The organism is Alkaliphilus hydrothermalis, from assembly GCF_016908555.1.
GTDB lineage: Bacteria > Bacillota > Clostridia > Peptostreptococcales > Natronincolaceae > Alkaliphilus > Alkaliphilus hydrothermalis.
Window position 1 is genome coordinate 1 of the sequence record NZ_JAFBEE010000029.1, and the last position, 19,175, is coordinate 19,175.

General features: G+C 38.5%; 16 protein-coding genes and 1 riboswitch. All 16 genes read right to left on the minus strand.

Annotation, left to right across the window (positions count from 1 at the left end):
* Positions 1–104: 104 nt before the first annotated feature.
* Positions 105–902, minus strand: a complete 798-nt coding sequence (gene zupT / locus JOC73_RS13905; RefSeq protein ID WP_204404330.1) for a zinc transporter ZupT — start codon at positions 900–902, stop codon at positions 105–107.
* A gap of 204 nt (positions 903–1,106) precedes the next feature.
* Complete coding sequence (locus JOC73_RS15210) at positions 1,107–2,057, minus strand: GGDEF domain-containing protein (RefSeq protein ID WP_204404286.1); 951 nt, start codon at positions 2,055–2,057, stop codon at positions 1,107–1,109.
* A gap of 320 nt (positions 2,058–2,377) precedes the next feature.
* Entirely contained in the window at positions 2,378–3,169 is a 792-nt protein-coding gene (kamE, locus tag JOC73_RS13915) for a lysine 5,6-aminomutase subunit beta (protein WP_204404288.1), read from the minus strand.
* A gap of 23 nt (positions 3,170–3,192) precedes the next feature.
* Positions 3,193–4,755, minus strand: a complete 1,563-nt coding sequence (gene kamD / locus JOC73_RS13920) for a lysine 5,6-aminomutase subunit alpha (protein WP_330613213.1) — start codon at positions 4,753–4,755, stop codon at positions 3,193–3,195.
* Complete coding sequence (gene kamC / locus JOC73_RS13925; RefSeq protein WP_204404290.1) at positions 4,727–6,205, minus strand: lysine 5,6-aminomutase reactivase ATPase KamC; 1,479 nt, start codon at positions 6,203–6,205, stop codon at positions 4,727–4,729. The genes kamD and kamC overlap by 29 nt, the downstream gene beginning before the upstream one ends.
* On the minus strand, positions 6,202–7,242 hold the full coding sequence (kamB, locus tag JOC73_RS13930; protein ID WP_204404292.1) for a lysine 5,6-aminomutase reactivase subunit KamB: 1,041 nt from the start codon (positions 7,240–7,242) through the stop codon (positions 6,202–6,204). Before kamB ends, kamC begins: the two co-directional genes overlap by 4 nt.
* Before the next feature lie 22 nt (positions 7,243–7,264).
* Positions 7,265–8,509 (minus strand): lysine 2,3-aminomutase, encoded by a 1,245-nt coding sequence (gene kamA, locus JOC73_RS13935; protein WP_204404294.1) that lies wholly within the window; start codon positions 8,507–8,509, stop codon positions 7,265–7,267.
* A 521-nt stretch (positions 8,510–9,030) separates the two neighbouring features.
* Positions 9,031–10,068 (minus strand): L-erythro-3,5-diaminohexanoate dehydrogenase, encoded by a 1,038-nt coding sequence (kdd, locus tag JOC73_RS13940; RefSeq protein WP_204404296.1) that lies wholly within the window; start codon positions 10,066–10,068, stop codon positions 9,031–9,033.
* A 22-nt stretch (positions 10,069–10,090) separates the two neighbouring features.
* On the minus strand, positions 10,091–10,756 hold the full coding sequence (locus tag JOC73_RS13945) for a 3-oxoacid CoA-transferase subunit B (protein WP_204404298.1): 666 nt from the start codon (positions 10,754–10,756) through the stop codon (positions 10,091–10,093).
* Positions 10,757–11,410 (minus strand): acetate CoA-transferase subunit alpha, encoded by a 654-nt coding sequence (atoD, locus tag JOC73_RS13950; RefSeq protein ID WP_279381069.1) that lies wholly within the window; start codon positions 11,408–11,410, stop codon positions 10,757–10,759.
* Between the two features lie 2 nt (positions 11,411–11,412).
* Complete coding sequence (gene kce / locus JOC73_RS13955; RefSeq protein ID WP_204404302.1) at positions 11,413–12,234, minus strand: 3-keto-5-aminohexanoate cleavage enzyme; 822 nt, start codon at positions 12,232–12,234, stop codon at positions 11,413–11,415.
* Between the two features lie 18 nt (positions 12,235–12,252).
* Positions 12,253–13,509 carry an aspartate aminotransferase family protein gene (locus tag JOC73_RS13960; protein ID WP_204404304.1) on the minus strand — a complete coding sequence of 419 codons (1,257 nt, stop codon included), beginning with the start codon at positions 13,507–13,509 and terminating at the stop codon, positions 12,253–12,255.
* 159 nt (positions 13,510–13,668) lie between these two features.
* A riboswitch (Lysine riboswitch) is annotated at positions 13,669–13,849 on the minus strand.
* Positions 13,850–13,950: 101 nt separating this feature from the next.
* Positions 13,951–15,303, minus strand: coding sequence for a TldD/PmbA family protein (locus tag JOC73_RS13965; RefSeq protein ID WP_204404306.1), 1,353 nt, complete (start codon positions 15,301–15,303; stop codon positions 13,951–13,953).
* Entirely contained in the window at positions 15,303–16,694 is a 1,392-nt protein-coding gene (locus tag JOC73_RS13970; protein ID WP_204404308.1) for a TldD/PmbA family protein, read from the minus strand. The genes JOC73_RS13965 and JOC73_RS13970 overlap by 1 nt, the downstream gene beginning before the upstream one ends.
* Positions 16,695–16,764: 70 nt before the next feature.
* Positions 16,765–18,069 carry a CapA family protein gene (locus JOC73_RS13975; protein WP_204404310.1) on the minus strand — a complete coding sequence of 435 codons (1,305 nt, stop codon included), beginning with the start codon at positions 18,067–18,069 and terminating at the stop codon, positions 16,765–16,767.
* Positions 18,070–18,213: 144 nt separating this feature from the next.
* Positions 18,214–19,089, minus strand: coding sequence for a hypothetical protein (locus JOC73_RS13980; RefSeq protein ID WP_204404312.1), 876 nt, complete (start codon positions 19,087–19,089; stop codon positions 18,214–18,216).
* Between the last annotated feature and the right edge of the window lie 86 nt (positions 19,090–19,175).

Below are 19,175 nucleotides of genomic sequence, written 5' to 3' on the forward strand. Positions count from 1 at the left end.
CCAAGACTCGCTATGAGTGATTTGCTAAATCTTTCTCAGCGGGGTTCCCACCCACTATATGGTGCGCCCTTTGCTTGGCGCACGAACCGTCCCCTCTGACTTATTTATGCAAACATCAACAAACTCACTGCCATTACTGCCATACCTGCGATTAATCCATAGATGGCGGTATGATGATGCCCATATTTTTCTGCTGTTGGCAATAATTCATCCAGTGATATATAAACCATGATTCCTGCGACTCCTGCAAATACGATCCCAAACATTGACTCAGTGAAGAATCGCATTAAAAGGAAATATCCTAGCATCGCTCCTAATGGTTCCGATAGGCCAGATGCGAAGGAGTACAGAAAGGCTTTCTTCCTATCACCAGTAGCAAAATAAATCGGTACAGAAACAGCAATTCCTTCTGGAATGTTGTGAATAGCCACAGCTACAGCTATACTGATCCCTAAGGTCGGGTCTTGAATTGCGCTGGCAAAGGTGGCCAATCCCTCAGGAAAGTTATGGATAGCAATTGCTAATGCAGAGAATAATCCCATTCTTAGCAATTCCGATTCTTCGTTCTTTTTATTCATTTCGTTTACTTCCCGAAGATGATGGGGGTTTTCCCCACTGGGAACAAACTTATCTATTAGTGCAATAACTAGAATCCCTCCGAAAAAAGCAATAGTAGTAATCCAGTATCCCTTAGTGGCTCCATATACTGATTCTAATGAAGCCCTTGCCTTCACAAATATTTCAACTAAAGAAACGTAGATCATTACTCCAGCTGAGAACCCTAAAGCCCCTGAAAGGAATTTTTTATTTGTCTGCTTTGTATAAAAGGCTAATGCACTACCAATCCCCGTTGATAGTCCTGCAAATAGCGTCAGCCCAAAAGCAAATAAGACGGTTTTCATACTTAAGTCCATACTAATCCTCCCCTTTGAAATATACTATCTAAGTTTAATTTTACCCTTTAATATGCAATCAAAACAATAGGTTTTAAATGATCTTTCTATTTTTTGTTTTCTACGAACTAAGGGGCCATCTCAAAAGATAGCCCCCTAAAATCTTTGCTCACCTATACGCTTCGGTTTCTATTTTTTATAATGGTTTATCCACTAATTTGTACAACAACAACTACCCATAATGACTTTACACTTTCCTTTGGTGATGGCAGCTTCTCTAATAACGTCTTCTATATTATAATACTTCTTATTTCTATTTGTGACTACTGCTATTGATAAAGATAATAAGGGGAAGGTTTCGACAACACCTCTTCTGTTTTGACAAAAAACATAACCTCTTCTTAGGTCCGTTTCATTATAGAACCCTTTAACCTTTTCATTAAATTCATCAAGAATGCCTTGGCATAAAATATCAAATTCATAATGATCTAGGATTGCAACAAAATCATCTCCACCAATATGCCCTACAAAGTCAGTTGGTCTACCAAACCTCTGAACATTTCTAGTAATAATGTTGGCAGTCTCTTGAATCACACCATCCCCCTCATTAAATCCATAAATGTCATTATAGGGTTTGAAATTATCTAAATCAAAATATAAAACTGAGAATTGATTTTTTTGTATTAGGGCTTTTAGTTTTTCTTCAATCATTAAATTTCCTGGAAGCCCTGTTAGGGGACTTTGGAACTTAGCAATTGAGACTTGGATTTCCAACAGCTTTAACAGAAGATTTTTAATACTCACAGCACCATAATATTCATCATCCTTCGTCACAATGATGTAATCATAGAGTTTTTCCTGTTGTCTTGCCATAGCCAAAGTACTGACCATGTCAATGGTGGTATAATAATCCACTGTCAGCGGCTGGTCATCCATAATCAAATTGATACCCCTTTGTATGTATAAATCATAACCATATTGTCTTCCCAAACTCTGATAAAATTGGGTACGGGTAATTAAGCCTACTGGCTTTAAATCATCTGAAACTACAACAATTCCTTCAATCTTCGGATCATTTTGGAAAAATTCATTAGCTTCTTTGCCACTATTGTTTTGATTTAGTACTTGTACCCTCTGTGATATCTCTCCTATATATAATTCCACATTTATCCCCTCTTCAGTATAATATTTATACTCATCTTACATATAATGATGGAATAATTAAGCTATAACACTGCAAAAGTCCTATATTTATTAGATTTATTTTAGATACATTTACCTAGTTTCATTATACATTTAAATAGAGACTTAATAATTATGTTAATGTTAAATTTCTACTTTCTTTACAGATAATTAATCTTGCCCATTAGCCTATTTTTACTTCTCCCTCCCTTAAATTTTATCCTATATTGTTATTAATTTTTTTTAAATTAAATCCCCTTCTAGGGGCCTAGAAGGGGATTTATATTTAAAACTATTCCTTTTTACTTGTTATTCAGCCTGTTATAAATCTCGTTAACCGCAAAACTTGCAACATCATCGGCATACTTTCCAGGACCAAAGCCAGCATCATAGCCCAGCTCCTTAGCTAGTTCGTGGGAAATCCTTGCACCTCCACATACTAGAACCACCTTGTCTCGGATGCCTTCCGCTTCTAAAAGCTCTACTAAGTGGGTTAAGTTTTGGATATGCACATTCTTTTGAGTTACTGTCTGCGATACTAAGAGGACATCCGCCTTTAACTCAATAGCTTTACGGACAAATTCTTCATTCTCCACCTGACTACCCAGGTTGTAGGCATCTATCATTTCATATCTTTCTAAGCCATAGTGGCCAGCATAGCCCTTCATATTCATAATGGCATCAATCCCTACAGTATGGGCATCGGTACCAGTACTGGCTCCTACAACAACGATTTTTCGCTTGATATTTTCCTTAATGTAGGCATCTGTTTCCTTCATGTCCATTACATCTGTCGTAACCGTCTCCACATGAATTTCCTCATAATTGACTGAATGTACTAGAGTACCAAAGACAACATAAAAAGTAAAGTTGACATCCAGTGCTTCATGGTGGGCTACATTGATTTCTGTTAGCCCCATCTTTTTAGCTAATTCCTTAGCTGCCTCGATTCCCTTATCGTCATCCTTTACCGGTAAAGTCAAACTCACCTGTACCTTACCATCATTCATTGTATCTCCATAGGGTCTTAGTTTCGTTAAATCCAGCGTTTTATCGTAATCCTTTTTTTCCATTGAATATAATCCACCCGACATGTTGATCCTCCCTTCTATCTAAACTACCCCTCCAGCATCATGGAGATAAATGGGTTGTAGTAGTCTTGATCCTTAACGAATACACCATCTAGCCCCTTACCCATATCGATCGGTCGCTTGATGCCTGCAAAGGTTCCTTTTTCAAGGTTATTGAATAAACCTTCTTTTTCTATTTTAAGAATTAATTCATGGGCATTTTCCAATACTTCCTTAGCTCGACTTTGGATAATACCACCCTGCTTAAATTCGATTTCCTCACCAAAATCCTCCATGTTGTTGAAGATGTACTTTGCATTTTCAATAGCTAATGCACGATCTGACATTAATGGCGTATGGATAGCTTCTGTCATCATTCCTAACAAATGAAGCTTTTGACCCGTCATAATGGTCACCATATTAAATAGGGCATCTTGAATATGACCTTTAAAGATATTTCCTGTCATAAACTTAGTAGGCGGCATATACTTCAAAGGGGCTTTAGGGAAGATTTCCCTTGCCATTTGAGCCTGTGCCAACTCGTAAAGGAATCCATTCTTCATAGTAGGCTCCATTTCAAAGGCATGGCCAAGTCCCATTTGTTCCTCTGGGATTCCTGCCTTTAAGGCAAATTGCTCATTGATGAACTGAGAGGCCAGGACTGTATGGGCTTCCTCGTAGGCATCGGCGGTTGTTAAATAGTTATCTTCACCGGTGTTGATGATTACTCCTGCAAAACCATTGATTACCCTTGAAAAATATTGGTCTACCATTGTACGCTTCATATTGATATCTCTGAATAGTATCCCATAAAGGGCATCATTCAGCATTACATCTAGCCTTTCTAAAGCTCCTATTGCAGCGATTTCTGGCATGCAAAGACCTGAGCAGTAATTGCATAGACGAATATATCTCCCTAGCTCTTCTCCTACCTCATCTAGAGCTTTTCTCATTAGCCTAAAGTTTTCTTGAGTCGCATAGGTACCACCGAAGCCCTCAGTCGTCGCTCCATAAGGAACATAATCCAATAAGCTTTGACCTGTTGTTCTGATTACTGCAATCACGTCGGCACCTTGCTTTGCTGCCGCCACGGCTTGAACGATATCTTCGTAAATATTACCAGTTGCAACGATTACATATAGATATGGTCCTTCTTTGTCCCCATATTTTTCGAGATAACTTACCCTTTCACCTCGGTTGTTTTTAATTCTTTCCACAGTTTGTGCAGCTACTTTATCTATTGTCATTTTGATTTCGAACAAATCCCCCATTGGCAGACTTGTTAAATCCAACTCTCCCTTTGTCACCTGTTCTGCTATTTGTTGAGGAGTTAAACCTGTCTGTAGGATGGCATTTCCAATATAGATGGCAATACCATTTCCAAGCCCCTTCCCCCTTCTGATATGGTCTACAATCACATTTGGCAGGGGTACTTGAAATTCGTCTACTCCGTCGATTCCCAGTAGTCGGGCAACAGTTCTTTCAACAGCAACTGTTGTATGTTGATCAATAAACACCTGCGTATCCTCTGCGATTTTAGTTGCAGAGTTTCTTACCTTCTCCACCATTTCAACATCTAAATTAAGCATCTTTTTCGGTTTCTTTACCACAGAACTGCACCTCCTTAAGATAATGGGCCTTTGCTATTTCAATAATTTCTGAATCTAAGCCCAATAACGTCGCTATATTTAGTCCATCCTTAGGGACATTTTCTTCATTTTCTACAGGCTCCAGCCTATAATCCATCAAACTCTGGATGAGTTTTAATCTATATTTTGAGTCGTTATTGCCCTGATCAATCAATTCATTAAAGTTCACATGCTTTAATCCAATAACCCGATAATGATTGACTCCAGCTCCGACAACCCCATCAAAATGGGTGATGAAAACACTAATTGTATTAAATCTCTGTAGATACTCCATAAGGGATTTAACCAGTAGTTTCCCCTCGTAGGGATTTGTCCCACTGGCAAACTCATCAATTAAAACCAAACCCCTACTCCTCTTGATATCCTTCATATATTCATTGAACTTCACAATCTCTCCCCCAAAGGTGCTGAGACCTCCCTTAATGGATTCCAAATGATCAGCTAGCAAATGAATAAAATCAAAACATGAAAGTCGTAGGGTATCGGCAAAGACGAAAAAGCCCATATGGGCTAAGAGGGCATTCAAGGCAATGGTCCTTAAGGTGACACTCTTCCCCCCCATATTAGGACCTGTAATGGCGTTGGTTCCTGCCTTTAGGTCTATATTAATGGGGGTAATTGTCTTTCCCTCCTCTTGAAGTAAATCTTCTATGTAGGGATGTCGTCCCCTTACCATCTCCAGTTGTATCCCCTCTTGAAATAAGGGCTTGCTGCAGCCTTTTTCTATTGCTAAACGGGCTTTTGCAGTATATAAATCCAACAGGCCTATAGAAATTACATTTTCCTCCAACCGTTCCCCATATTGTTGTAGCTGTTGGGATAAGTGTATCCGAATCTCTCCCTCCAGTTGTTCCTCTTCCTCCACTAGTTTAGAACGTTCCTGCTTTAACTCCTCGCTTCTTTCTGAATCGTTCTCATTGTATAGGAGTTTTTCGATATCCCGTTTCTTTTCCCTAGCTTTCTTTAATTCGTCGGAATAGGCATCATATATACTGAAGGTGGCAAATCGTTTTTTCTCTGGGTCTAATAAATCAATCACTGGTTCTAAATCTTGAAAACAGACATCCTCAATGCTGAGATCAAGACTCTCATAATGTTTTCTAATGTTTTCGCCGTAGATGGCAAAGAGCTTTATTTCAAAAAGCTCTATGTCATCCAAAACCCCCTGGTTCTTACAACGTTTTATACTCCCCTTTATATCTTTGATTCTACAGAATTCCCTTTCGATGTGATCATATATCTGGGGAGAGGCTGAAAGACTTGAAATCATAAGCTCCTGGTCCTCTAGGACTCTTTTGAGATTTGATAGTCGATCAATAGAATAGGGCTTTACAGCCTGTAGTTGTTCTCTACCATAGGGTGTCATTATCCTTAATTGATCTAATACATGATTTAATCCGATATCCTTCATCCCTCAACACCAACTCCTATTTTACTGATTACATCAAACACTGGTAGTTGAATCCTTTCATGCAGTAGCTGACAAAGCTCACTTGAATCAAAGAAATATCCCTCTGGAGAATAGGGATTAACCGTCACCAGTTGAATATTAATAGGATTTAGTCCCAATACTTTAGCCCCCTTCAACTGTAACCTCCTATAGTTTTCTTCCTTTAAAAAAAGTTTTGTACCGTCCTCAACGTAAATCACTTTTCCCTCTAAAGCTACCCTTTGACTTACGAGGTACTCTATCAATCGATCCCCCACTACACCTCCAATAATTACCCCTTCGGCTCCAGCCTCTAACCCTGTCTTTATAGTGGATTCTGCACCAATAGCAGTGACTTCATCTGTGACCTGTAGCTCATCTCCTTGAATGAAACAGACCTTTCCCTGTCCAAGACCCGACTTCACTAATTCAACCTTTTCTTGATTCTTTTCGTAATCTATCTGTAAAAGGTCTATCCTGTGGGCAGTTTCTACCACAACCTCCTGCATGTCTCTAGATACAGCAGCTCCAGTTGCTAAAATTACCCCATCGGCAATAGCAGGGGATGCCATAGTCCTTCTACTGAGGGCTCCGTCCACAATTACCAAACGAGAGCCTAGCACTTTTAACTTCTGAATCACAAGTTTTAAATATTTATTGATAGATGGTCCCATCAGTTCTACAAAGCCATCACTCAAGGCTTCAAAGATGACTACTTCCCCCATTGGGGTTTGAAGCCCTGTGGTGGCTAGTACCCCTTTAGTTAAATCTGAGGAAAGATAGGCTGATTTGGCGGTGGCAATCAAAGTCCCCTTCTCAACATAAACCATAGGTTTATCTGTACCAGTTACTTGATCTTCCTTTTCCCCATCAATCCCTATAGAGGTAAGTCCAAGGAGATGCTTTCCCCATGCATTTTCTATGATGTAATTCATTGTCGTTGTCTTACCTACATTCTTCTCCATGCCTACTATCGCTAAGGAATTCAATTGAAAAATTTTGTCTAATAATTCCTTCATTAAAATCCCCTTCTCGATCTACCTATTGATGGCTTCTTTGTTTTCTTGCAAGGTTAGCTGGTTCTAAAGCAACCTTATCTGTTTGTAATAACTCTGCTACACCAGTTGTATTAACAACTCCAGCTTTACAGTCTGGACAATGACACTCATGCTTGTATGGCTCTGGTTGAGTATATGAGGCGATTACTCCTTCATAATTTCTAAGGATTACTGTATCATGGTTTTGAGAGATCATGTAATTTGGCATGACAGGAATCTTTCCACCCCCGCCTGGCGCATCCACTACAAAGGTAGGAATACAGTAGCCAGATGTGTGACCCCTTAAGCCTTCAATGATTCCAATTCCTTCTGCTACAGTTGTTCTTAAATGCTCAAGGCCAAGGGATAAGTCACATTGATAAATATAGTAAGGTCTTACACGGATCTTTACCAATTGATTAACCAGCTTCTTCATTACATGAACACAGTTGTTTACTCCCCGCAGTAGTACCGATTGGTTTCCTAATGGAACACCAGCATCTGCAAGTCTAGCACAGGCTGCTGCTGCCTCTGGAGTAATCTCATTTGGATGATTAAAGTGGGTATTCAACCAAACTGGATGATACTTCTTCAACATGTTGCATAGGTCTTCTGTAATTCTTTGGGGCATAACTACTGGAGTTCTGCTTCCAATTCTGATTACTTCAACATGCTCAATCTCCCTAAGCTTGGAGATAACATACTCTAGTTTCTCGTCCGACATTAAAAGTGCATCGCCACCGGATAATAAAACGTCCCGGATTTGAGGCGCATTTCTAATATACTCTAACCCCTTATCAATTCTTGTTTGACCTACCTCTGCATCCGTCTGTCCAGCAAATCTTCTTCGGGTACAGTGTCTACAGTACATAGCACATTGGTCAGTCACTAGGAATAATGCTCTATCTGTATATCTATGGGTAATTCCTGGTACTGGAGAGTCCACATCCTCATGGAGAGGGTCCTCTAGGTCACAGGAGCTTCTATAGGTCTCAAAGATTGTTGGAACTGCTTGTTTTCTGATGGGATCATGCTCATCAGTTGGGTCTATCAAAGTCAAATAGTAAGGAGTGATTGCCATTCTTAGCTCACTAAGACACTTTTCAATTCCCGTTTCTTCTTCTTTTGTTAAGCTAATGTACTTTTTTAAATCCTCTAATGTTTGGATTCTATTGCGATTTTGCCATTTCCAATCATTCCAATCTGCATCGGAAACATTCTTAAAAAGTTCATAACGTCTGTTATTCAATGCAAAATTCCTCCTTTAATTTATTTTAAAGCTAATCTGTAAAAATCTTATCTAATAGTTCTTATTAAATAAAAATGCTAATTATGATGTTAGAAACCTACACACTAATCTTTAGTAATAACAAACCATTGGGATTAGTATTTCGGTTTGTAACGAAGTCCTTTATACCATTTAAGGTAGACTTCGTTGAAATACATTACGGGAAATTATGTCTTTACAAATTGCAATGTCCATAATTCCCTATGTATTATAACAAAGCGACTGCCACGAAATCATAGATTTCGGCCATCTGAATAAGGATGTTAAAAACCTACATACTAATCTTTAGTAATAGCAAACCATTGGGATTAGTATTTCGGTTTGTAACAAAGCGACTGCCACGAAATCATAGATTTCGGCCATCTGAATAAGGATGTTAAAAACCTACACACTAATCTTTGATAATATCAAACCATTGAGATTAGTATTTCGGTTTATAACAAAGCGACTGCCACGAAATCATAGATTTCGGCCATCTGCTTTTATACGTATAGTTCTTCGTATATCTTACGTAATTCTTGATTTTCCCTTAATTCAGCAAGTGTCAAATCTGCGTGACCTTTTGTATAACCATTTCCAATGATCATATTTACGTCTTTGCCTACTCCCTCAGCTCCCAAAGCCGCTTTTGTAAAACTCGTGGCCATTGAAAAGAAGTATACTGTTCCGTCATCTCTTACAGGAAGGATTGTAGACATCTCTGTGTCGGTAACATTTACACAGTTGATGGAGATATCTATTTCTTTACCGTTGTTTACTTCCAATACTTTGTTTAACACATCCACTGGATTTCTTGCATCTCCCATAATTACGTTGTGGCAGAAACCTAACTCATTTAATAAATCAGCATCTTTTTGACTTCTTACTAATCCGATTACGTTACCATTCTTACCTACTTTTTTCATGGCTTCATAGCAACACATTAATCCTGACTTACCTGCAGCTCCAAGGATGAGTACACTATCGTTTTCTTTACAGAGCTTTGCTGTTTGAGCAGGTGCTCCAGCTACGTCTAGGGCTGCCAATGCAAGAGTCTCCTCCATATCAGTTGGTAATTTAGCGTAGATACCACTCTCAAAAAGGATTGCTTTCCCTTTGATTTCTACTCTATCGATATTTACCTTTACATCAGTAATTTCTTCAATCTTTAAAGGTGTTAAAGACAAAGATACTAAAGTAGCGATTTTGTCTCCTTCTTGTAGGTCAATTTTCCCCTCTAGGTCTGATCCGATTTTTTCGATTGTTCCGATTAACATTCCACCAGAACCAGTTACAGGATTTTGCATCTTACCTCTTTCGCCAACGATTTCTAAGATTCTTTCTTTAATCTTTTCTACGTCGCCTCCAACAGATTCTTTTATTTGAGTAAAGCTGGCGGAGTCAACGTTTAGTGCCTTTACGTCTATTAGAATTTCATTTGAGTATAATTCCATATCATTTGAGATTTTTTTTGCCCCCTGTGGTAAAATACCTACTGGCTCAATTACCCTATGGGTTCCGTATTTACATCCCTTTTTCATTGTTCATTCCCCCCAAGTTTTTCTATATATCCATCACTTTTAAGTTTTCATCGATGATTAATTCTGCATCTGTTAGTTGAATCACTTCTTCTACAGTGGTATCCTTATGGATCTCCTTTAAAACTAATCCCTTTTCAGTTACTACCATTACTCCAAGCTCAGTGACCACCATATCCACTTGACCCTTTGCAGTAAGGGGTAGTTCACATTTTTTCTTAATCTTTAAATCGCCCTTTGCTGTATGTTGCATAGCCACGATTACCTTCTTAGCTCCTGTCACCAAATCCATAGCTCCACCCATTCCTGGAACTAATTTACCTGGAATTATCCAATTCGAAAGATTTCCCTCTTGATCTACTTCTAGGGCTCCTAGTACAGTTACATCCACATGACCTCCTCGGATCAAGCTAAAGGACAAGGCAGTATCAAAAAACATGCCATTTTTATTGATGGTTACATATTGTCCACCGGCATTGGTAATGTTTTTATCTTCCTTACCTTCCTCTGGCGTTGGTCCCATCCCCACCATTCCATTTTCTGATTGTAGGGTTACTTCTATATTTTCAGGTATGTAGTTGGCAACCATTGTCGGTAGACCGATGCCTAGATTTACTAACTGACCATTTTCCAACTCCATTGCTACCCTTTTGGCTATGATTTTCTTAGCTGTTTTTGAATCTACCGCCATTTAATCTTCCCCCTTTACGATGTAGTCAACTAATACACCAGGAGTCATAACTACCTCTGGGTCGATTTTCCCTACTTCAACAAGCTCCTCAGCCTCTACAACCACTTTGTCACCGGCTAAAGCGATTATTGGATTGAAGTTTCTAGTTGTTCCCTTGTAGTAGGCATTTCCAAAGGAATCTACTGTACTGGCAAACACCAGTGCTAAATCGGCCTTTAGAGGCATTTCAATTAAGTAATCCTTACCGTTTAGTTGGATTTTTTGTTTTCCGTCTTCAACCATGGTTCCTACTCCTGTTGGGGTAAGGACTCCACCTAATCCACTTCCTGCTGCTCGGATTCTCTCAATTAACGTCCCCTGTGGAGATAATTCCACCTCAAGGGTTCCTTCATTCATTCTTCTACCGCTTTCAGGATTAGTTCCTATATGGGATGTAATTACTTTCTTAACATTCCCATTGGCCACTAGTCTTCCAATCCCCTTATCTACAAAGCTAGTGTCATTACAGATAATCGTTAAATCCTTTAAATCCATCTCTATGATTAAGCTAATCAGCCCTTCTGGTGTTCCACAGCCTAAGAATCCACCTATCATCAAGGACATTCCATCCTTTAGCAAAGGTTTGACGGCTGAATAATCCACAACTTTACTCATCATTATCCCCTCATTCCTAGAATCTCTCTTGCTTCTTGAGGTGTAGCGATAGCCCTCCCCAATTCATTAGCAATTCTAACAACCTTTTCAACTAACTCTCCATTGGACTTTGCAGGTATTCCCTTAGCAATATATACGTTATCTTCAAAACCAACCCTTACATGCCCCCCCATAGCAATGGCAGTTGCCGCCATTGGGAATTGCGCTCTTCCGATTCCTGATACAGTAAAGGTGGCATTTGACGGAATAGACCCTGCCATGTAGGATAGATCCCTAACGGTGGCCGAGATCCCACCATTTACACCAAGAACAAAGTTAAAGTGCATTGGTTCTCTGATATATCCCTTTTTAGCCAACCTGATGGCTGAATCGATCATTCCCTTATCGAAAACCTCCACCTCTGGCTTGATACCTAGCTCAATCATTCTTTGACCAAACTCAATGATGGTATTTTCAGAGTTAACGAATATTTCATCTCCACCAAAATTAACAGTACCACAATCTAGAGTAGCCATTTCTGGGTTTAGTCCTAATGGTTGCATTCTTTCTTCATTACTCATCCCCACTGCTCCACCTGTGGAGGGTTGAATAATGGCATCTGGACATCTTCTTTTAACTTCTTCAATACACGCTCTAAATCTTTCACGGTCTTGAGTAGGTGTCCCATCATCGTTTCTTACATGAAGATGGATAATACTAGCCCCTGCTTTGTAGGCTGCCTCTGCTTCCCTTCCAATTTCTTCAACGGTGTAGGGTACAGCAGGATTATGATCTTTAGTTACCTCTGCCCCACAAATGGCAGCAGTTATAATTAATTTTTCCATATTCTCACCCCTATTTCTCTATTTGGCATGTGGGAATGCTTTTTGGGTTGCTTTTAATGCTTCTTCCATCGCTCCTAGAGCATTCTTTAAATCTTCATCTGTATGTCTATGGCAGATATATCCATGGTGATAAGGTTGAATAAACAGTCCTCGTCTAATGGTTTCAGTGTAGAAGAAGGTTCTTCTTTCCTTGTATTGACTATCCACCTTATCAAAAGTAATGTAAGGCATAGGTGGGATACCTGATACAGAAGCTGGAACATTGGATTCTTCAACAATCTTGTTCATCTTGTTTAAGAAATCTTCTCCTCTAGTCCAGATGTCCTCCAATACATTGTCTCTTTGTAAAATTTCGATACACTTTAGAGATGCTGCCATCTCTAAGCTATTTGGGAAGAAGGTAGAGCTGATGAATACTTGGCTTTCCATTACCTTCATAATTTCTTCTTTACCTACACAGGCACTCACTGGATATCCGTTTGCCATCGCTTTTCCAAATACGGCTAAGTCTGGTGTAACACCGTATCTTTCCTGTGCACCCCCTAGGGATACTCTAAATCCTGTTCTGATTTCATCAAAGATTAATACTACGTTGTATTTATCTGCTAACTCTCTAACTCCCTGTAGGTAACCCGCTGGTGGTTCTACTACTGGTAATGCCAATGGATGCCCTACTGGCGTAATGATAATACATGCAGCATCGTCTCCATGCTCCTTCAAAGTTGCTTCTAATACATCAAGGTCCCCATAGTGGAATTCAACTGTTAATTCGCTGATTTGCTTTGGCACGCCACCCTTTACCTCAACACACCAGTCATGCCATCCATGATAACCGCATCTTAAAATTTTGTTCTTACCTGTATATCCACGGGCAACTCTTACAGCAATCCCTGTAACATCTGAACCCGTCTTTGCCAACACTGCCATTTCAGCACATGGAATCAAATCAATTAGTTTTTGAGCTAAGGTATTTTGGATTTCCTGTACTAAAGAGAAACAAAATCCTTTTTCCATTTGCTTCACAACTTCTTGATTAATTTCTGGCTCATGATAGCCTAGGATGATGGGTCCGTATCCACAAAGCATATCTATGTAATCATTACCATCCACGTCTACAATATGACCCCCATAACCCCTTTCAATAAAGATTGGGTATTCCCCCTCAACGAAATTATAGGGTCTTCTGATTCCCATTAATCCGCCTGGAGAAAGTCTTTTCGCTTCCTCATACATTTTCATGGAATTCTCAAGGTTTAATTTTGGTACACTGTTCATTTTGATAGCCACCCTTCTTAGATTTATTTTATATTCTTTTTTAAAAGCCATTTACTTATTCTAAAAATTAGCTTACCCAATATCTTTAATTTGATCTTGAATCAGAGACTTAATGACTGTAGGCAATAAAAAAAGACTATCTATGTAACGAATTAACATTACATAAATAGCCCTCCATGCTTTTCAGACATGACAACAGGTAAGGTCTGACCTTATCCGTCAAGAAAAAGTCAATATCACTAACTTTCCCTTTCGGCAATCATAGCCTTTACTGAAAACATCGAAGGTGAATCCTCTTATCATTTTTCAGCTACCCTATGGTTGCTCCTCTATTTATCATTTTCAAATTATATAGTTTTAAATTGGTGAAAAAATTAGAAGTTTACGAATTCATTATATGTAATTAGCAAATTATTGTCAATCACTTTTTATAAAATTTTATCACTCACCCGCTACTGATAACTTTTTAATCTTAAGGGTTGGTGATCCGATATAACTTGCACCTGGTAAAGTAAACTTTAAGTCATTTCCTATTTCTTCAATATCCTTTAATAAATCGTAGAAGTTGCCTGCCAAAGTTATTTGATTGATAGGAGCTTTAACTTTTCCTTCTTTAACTAAAAACCCCTCTGCTTCTAATGAAAAGTCACCAGATATAGTATTTACACCTGAGTGAAGTCCATTTAGTCCTGTAATCATGATTCCATCTTTTAGCCCTTCAACTAGCTTTTGATAGCTATCATCTCCTGGAGCAATGTAAAAATTTGAAGGCGCTACTGTAATCGTCCCCTTGTAGGATGACTTGTAGGCATGCCCAGTAGTGGCTACTCCGTCTTTTTGAGCAGTTTTTAAGTTGTGGAGATAAGTTTTTAAACAACCCTCCTCTACTAATACATGCTTCTTGCTGGCAACCCCCTCACTGTCAAAGGACCGACTGGCAACCCCATCCTTCATTAATGGATCATCTATGATGGTCACCTTGTTACTGGCAATTACTTCTCCTAGCTTATCCTTTAATTGAGACTTGCCTTTTTGAACATCAGTCGCTGAAAAAATGGTACTATACGCCTCTAATAAGCCCGCTGCTGCTGTATTTCTTAAAAGGATTGGGTATTCTTTGCTCTTTATTGATTTAGCTCCTAATTTTACTAGTGCCTCATCTACTACCTTCTTTGCTGTTTCTTTAGCGTCAAATTTTTTAAAGTCCCGTCCTATTACAAGCTCCATATTGCTTTTTACATCTTCCGACTCTTTAACTGCCACCATTACATAGTATAGGGCTGAGTTGCTTTTCTCCTGTTTAATAAGGCCTTTTGTATTAAATATCCCACCTTCAACAGTGGTTTCCTGATACATGCAGTAGTTGACATTATCCACCCGCTTATCATAGTCATAACAAGCTTGCTCCACCGTCTTTAGGAAATTAATCTTTTCATCAATAGAAACCTTCTCTAATTCCTCTGAGTAACTATCTATTTTTTCATAAAGGGGTGATCCCTCGAAAATGATTTCCTCTTCATCATCTTCGATTACTTTAGCATTCCCTATTGCTTGTTTTAAAAGTGTTTCAATTGAAGTCTCGTCTATCTTTTCTGTATAGGCATACCCCATTTTCCCATCATAAATTCCCCTAAGGGCTAAGCCGCCATCTATGGCGATGTTATAGCTATCGATTTCTTGCTTGAATACTTTACAGCTAAAATTTCTTCTATTAACATAACTTATTTCCATATCATCAAAACCAAGCTCTTTACCCTTTGCAAAAATGAGTTTTCGTAAATTTTCTAATTCCATTATTCTGCCCCCTTTCTTCCGCCAACAGTAATTTCTGTTACTCTAATCATAGGCTGACCAACATTAGTAGGTATCGAACCACTGGAGGAACCACACATTCCTTGTCCATGGTCTAAATTACTTCCTACCATATCAATTTTGTGAAGAATTTTAGGACCATTACCAATCAAGGTTGCGCCCCTTAAAGGTTTAGTAATCTTTCCATTTTCAATTAGATACGCTTCTCGAACTGCAAAGTTAAAATCTCCTGTAACTGGATTAACTGATCCTCCACCTAAATTTTTAGCATAGATTCCCTTCTCTGTATTAGAAATGATCTCTTCAGGAGTTGAATCTCCAGCCGCAATATAGGTATTGGTCATCCGGGAGGTTGGAGCAAACTTGTAGGATTGTCTTCTACCAGAACCTGTAGACTCCATTCCCATTCTACGTCCATTCAGTTTATCAATCATATACCCCTTAAGGACACCATTTTCAATTAACACATTTTTTCTTGTCGCCTCACCCTCATCATCTATATTAGAGGATCCCCAATGATTTGCTATTGTACCATCGTCAATGGCTGTTACAATCTTTGAAGCCACCTGTTCACCAATTTTATCAGTAAAAACAGAGCTTTTCTTTGCAACAGAGGTTGCTTCTAATCCATGTCCGCAGGCTTCATGGAAGATTACTCCCCCAAAGTTGTTTTCAATCACTACTGGGAACTTACCCGATGGACAATCTTCAGCATGTAGCATTGTTACTGCTATTCTAGCTGCTTCTTTTCCATATTCTATAGGCTCAATATCCTTAAATATTTCAAATCCTTTATGGGCTCCGTAGATAAATCCCCCTGACTGCATTTGCGTACCCTTCGATGCAATGGCATTAATTGCTAGTCTAGTCCTTACTCTTTGGTCTTCTACAAACTTCCCCTTTGAGTTTGCAACTAATATTTTTTGGTCCTCATCAATATAGCTTACTGTTACTTGGCTAATTTCATTGTTATAGCCTTTAGCACCTTCATGGGCCTGCCTCATTACATCAATTTTCTGTCTCGATGAAATGTTATTAGGATTTTTTTTGATTTTATGTTGATTGATAATTTTTTCAGTCATAAAATTTAGTGTATGATCTCTTGGAGTTTGATTGATTGCTTTTGACGCCTCGATTGCCATTTTTATTAGTTGCTCTTTTGTATGTTGATTTGTATAGGCATATACACTGTTCAGCCCATCAAAAATCCGTATCCCAACACCAAAATCTCTTCCAGAAATACTTTTCTCAACCTTTCCTCCTTGCAGCATTAGTTGAGTATTACTCTTGTCTTCCACAAAAACCTCAGCAAAATCTCCTCCAGTGGATAGCGCAGCTAAGATTATTTCTTCAATCAATTTTCTATCTAGCATATTTCCCCTCCTTCAATATCTAATCTAGTTATTATTTTTTTTATATGTATAATATGTATAATTTAAATTTCTATATTTTATGTATTAACCCTTTAAATTCCTTCTTCTTTTTTAAATTTTCATCTGATTCAATCGATTTCACCGTATTTTCTTGGGAGTTTAAGATCCTCCAGAGGGTCTTTTCCGATGTAATGCCGTATTGTAGGGGATCTTTAATCACTTCATAAGTGGGTATAATCTCAAAGACAGCTTTTCCCTCCACAAAATATCGATGAACCCATGTAGGAACATAGCTTATTTCCTGCATTTCAATCTTGTCATTTAAGAGGTTTTTTCTCATTTTTATATTAACAATTATTCCATCTTCAGTCTTTCGATTGTTTAAAATCTCATACCTTTGGTTTGATAGAAAATTGCCAAGAGAATAGATTACGACTGTCTGCTTATCTTCTGCTTTAGAGTTAATCACTTCCATCGACTGAATTTGATGGGGATGACTACCAAAAATAATATCCACTCCATAATCAGATAGAGCTTGAGCAATTTGTCTTTGATAGTTGTTAGGCTTTCCTTTGTATTCATTCCCCCAGTGCATATAGAATACAACTAATTCTGCCCCTTCCTTCTTAATTTCCTTTACCCTCTCTTTGATGGCCACTAAATCCTCCTCTAGGAACTCATAGCAAAAGCTGTCAATTAGCCCCTCTACCTCCTTTGGAATTCTGATGGCATTAATTGTTTTAAATTCTCCCCAACGGGGTGTTTCAAAGGTATAGGCAGATAATCCAACCTTGATCCCCTTAATATCTAAAATGCTATAACTCTTCCCCTTTGTATTCTTTCTAGTACCAAAGGTCTTTAGTCCTTCCTTTTGTAAAACATCTAATGTTCTAATTATGCCTTCATGTCCTGTGTCATAACTATGGTTATTAGCTGTGGCTAAAGCATCAAATCCTGCCTTTTTCAAAGCATTTGCCAATTCATCTGGGGTATTAAAATAAGGAAAACTTGAATAACCCTTGTCGGCACCTCCAAAAGTAGTTTCCAGATTTCCTAGCATTAAATCTGAATTCTTTAGATATTCCTGTACATGTTTGAAGTTATTTTCAAAGTTATATTTTTGAGTGTCAGATTGAAACTGGGCTCTAATCTGGGGACCGTGGACCATTATATCTCCTACGCCACTGATTACTATTTCAGTGTATTCTGGTGCTGGTTTCTGGAAGTTTTCCTCCCCCATAGTGACCCTCACCGGAGTTTCCTCTTTTATAAGTACAACCTCCTTCTCTTGTTTGTGGCACCCCTCCAGTATTAACACCAGTACAATGAGAAGTATGCTGCCTATCTTTCTTTTCATATGTATTCTTGTTCCCATTTTTCCCTCCCCCTTACTATATATTTTGGTATATATTTCTATTTAATTATACCAAAAAATCCTAAACTATTAATTTAGGATTTTAAAATTTGTTCATTCATCTATTCATAAACTCATCATTAGCTCAAAGTTGATAAACAAATGCTATATAATCCGCGCCCTCGTCTTTCTCATATAGCTAAGGGTATCCATTAGTAGCTGACCCACTGCTTGCTGCTGAGGTTCTTCCCTCAGAGCCTCAATATCCTTTTCAAGATACTTCAAAGCCCTTTGATGAATCAGCTCCATTTCTTCCTTGATTAAGTCCTGTATTTCAAAATGATTTTTCCTTATATACCCCCAGAGCCCCTTAACTAGGTGATAGGTGGTGAAGGCAGTTAAAATAGTAACCCCTAAGCCTATTGCTGCTGAATAGCGTTTTGTTCGTTTTCTCAAGCCTATTTCTTCTAAGCCGGATAAAACCCCCAGCGTACCCATTCCCCAGTAGTAACCGCTAAAATATACTAATGAAAGGGGGATACCTAGTGCCAATGCTGTAGCTACAGTTTCTTTTTGAAGTTCATTATTAAGCTTTGCTTTTTCTTCGTCTTTGTAGAAGCTTCTATCTTTTTTGTATTCCTCTTCAAGAAATTTTTTTTGGTCCTTTGATATTTCCAATATTCCCTCTATTTCCTCCAAGAATTCCTTTTCTCGATCCGAATCAGTGGAATTTACGCCTTCAATAATCATCAAATCTTTGGCTAAGGAAAATCTAAGGATGTTTCTCTCCTGCGGATTTACGTCCTCCATCATGGACTTACATAATATTTCACTTTCCTGCTGCCCCTCCAACAAAAAAGAAATGACTTCCTTTCGATTTCTGAGGGGTATACGGATATTGGCCATCAATCTATATAATTCCATGATTTTCAGTTTATCTAAGGGTTGCTCCAGTTTTACCATCATGGTCAATAGTTGACAGTAGGCCACCTTATTTTTCATTGGCATCTTTTGTAATGATCTTACGCTTTCCCTTTCCATTTTGACTCCCTCCAATACCTTATTTTTTAGTAGGCTTTAGCTTCCTTATGTAGACCTATTCATGTTTAATTAGCTCCTAAGTAAAT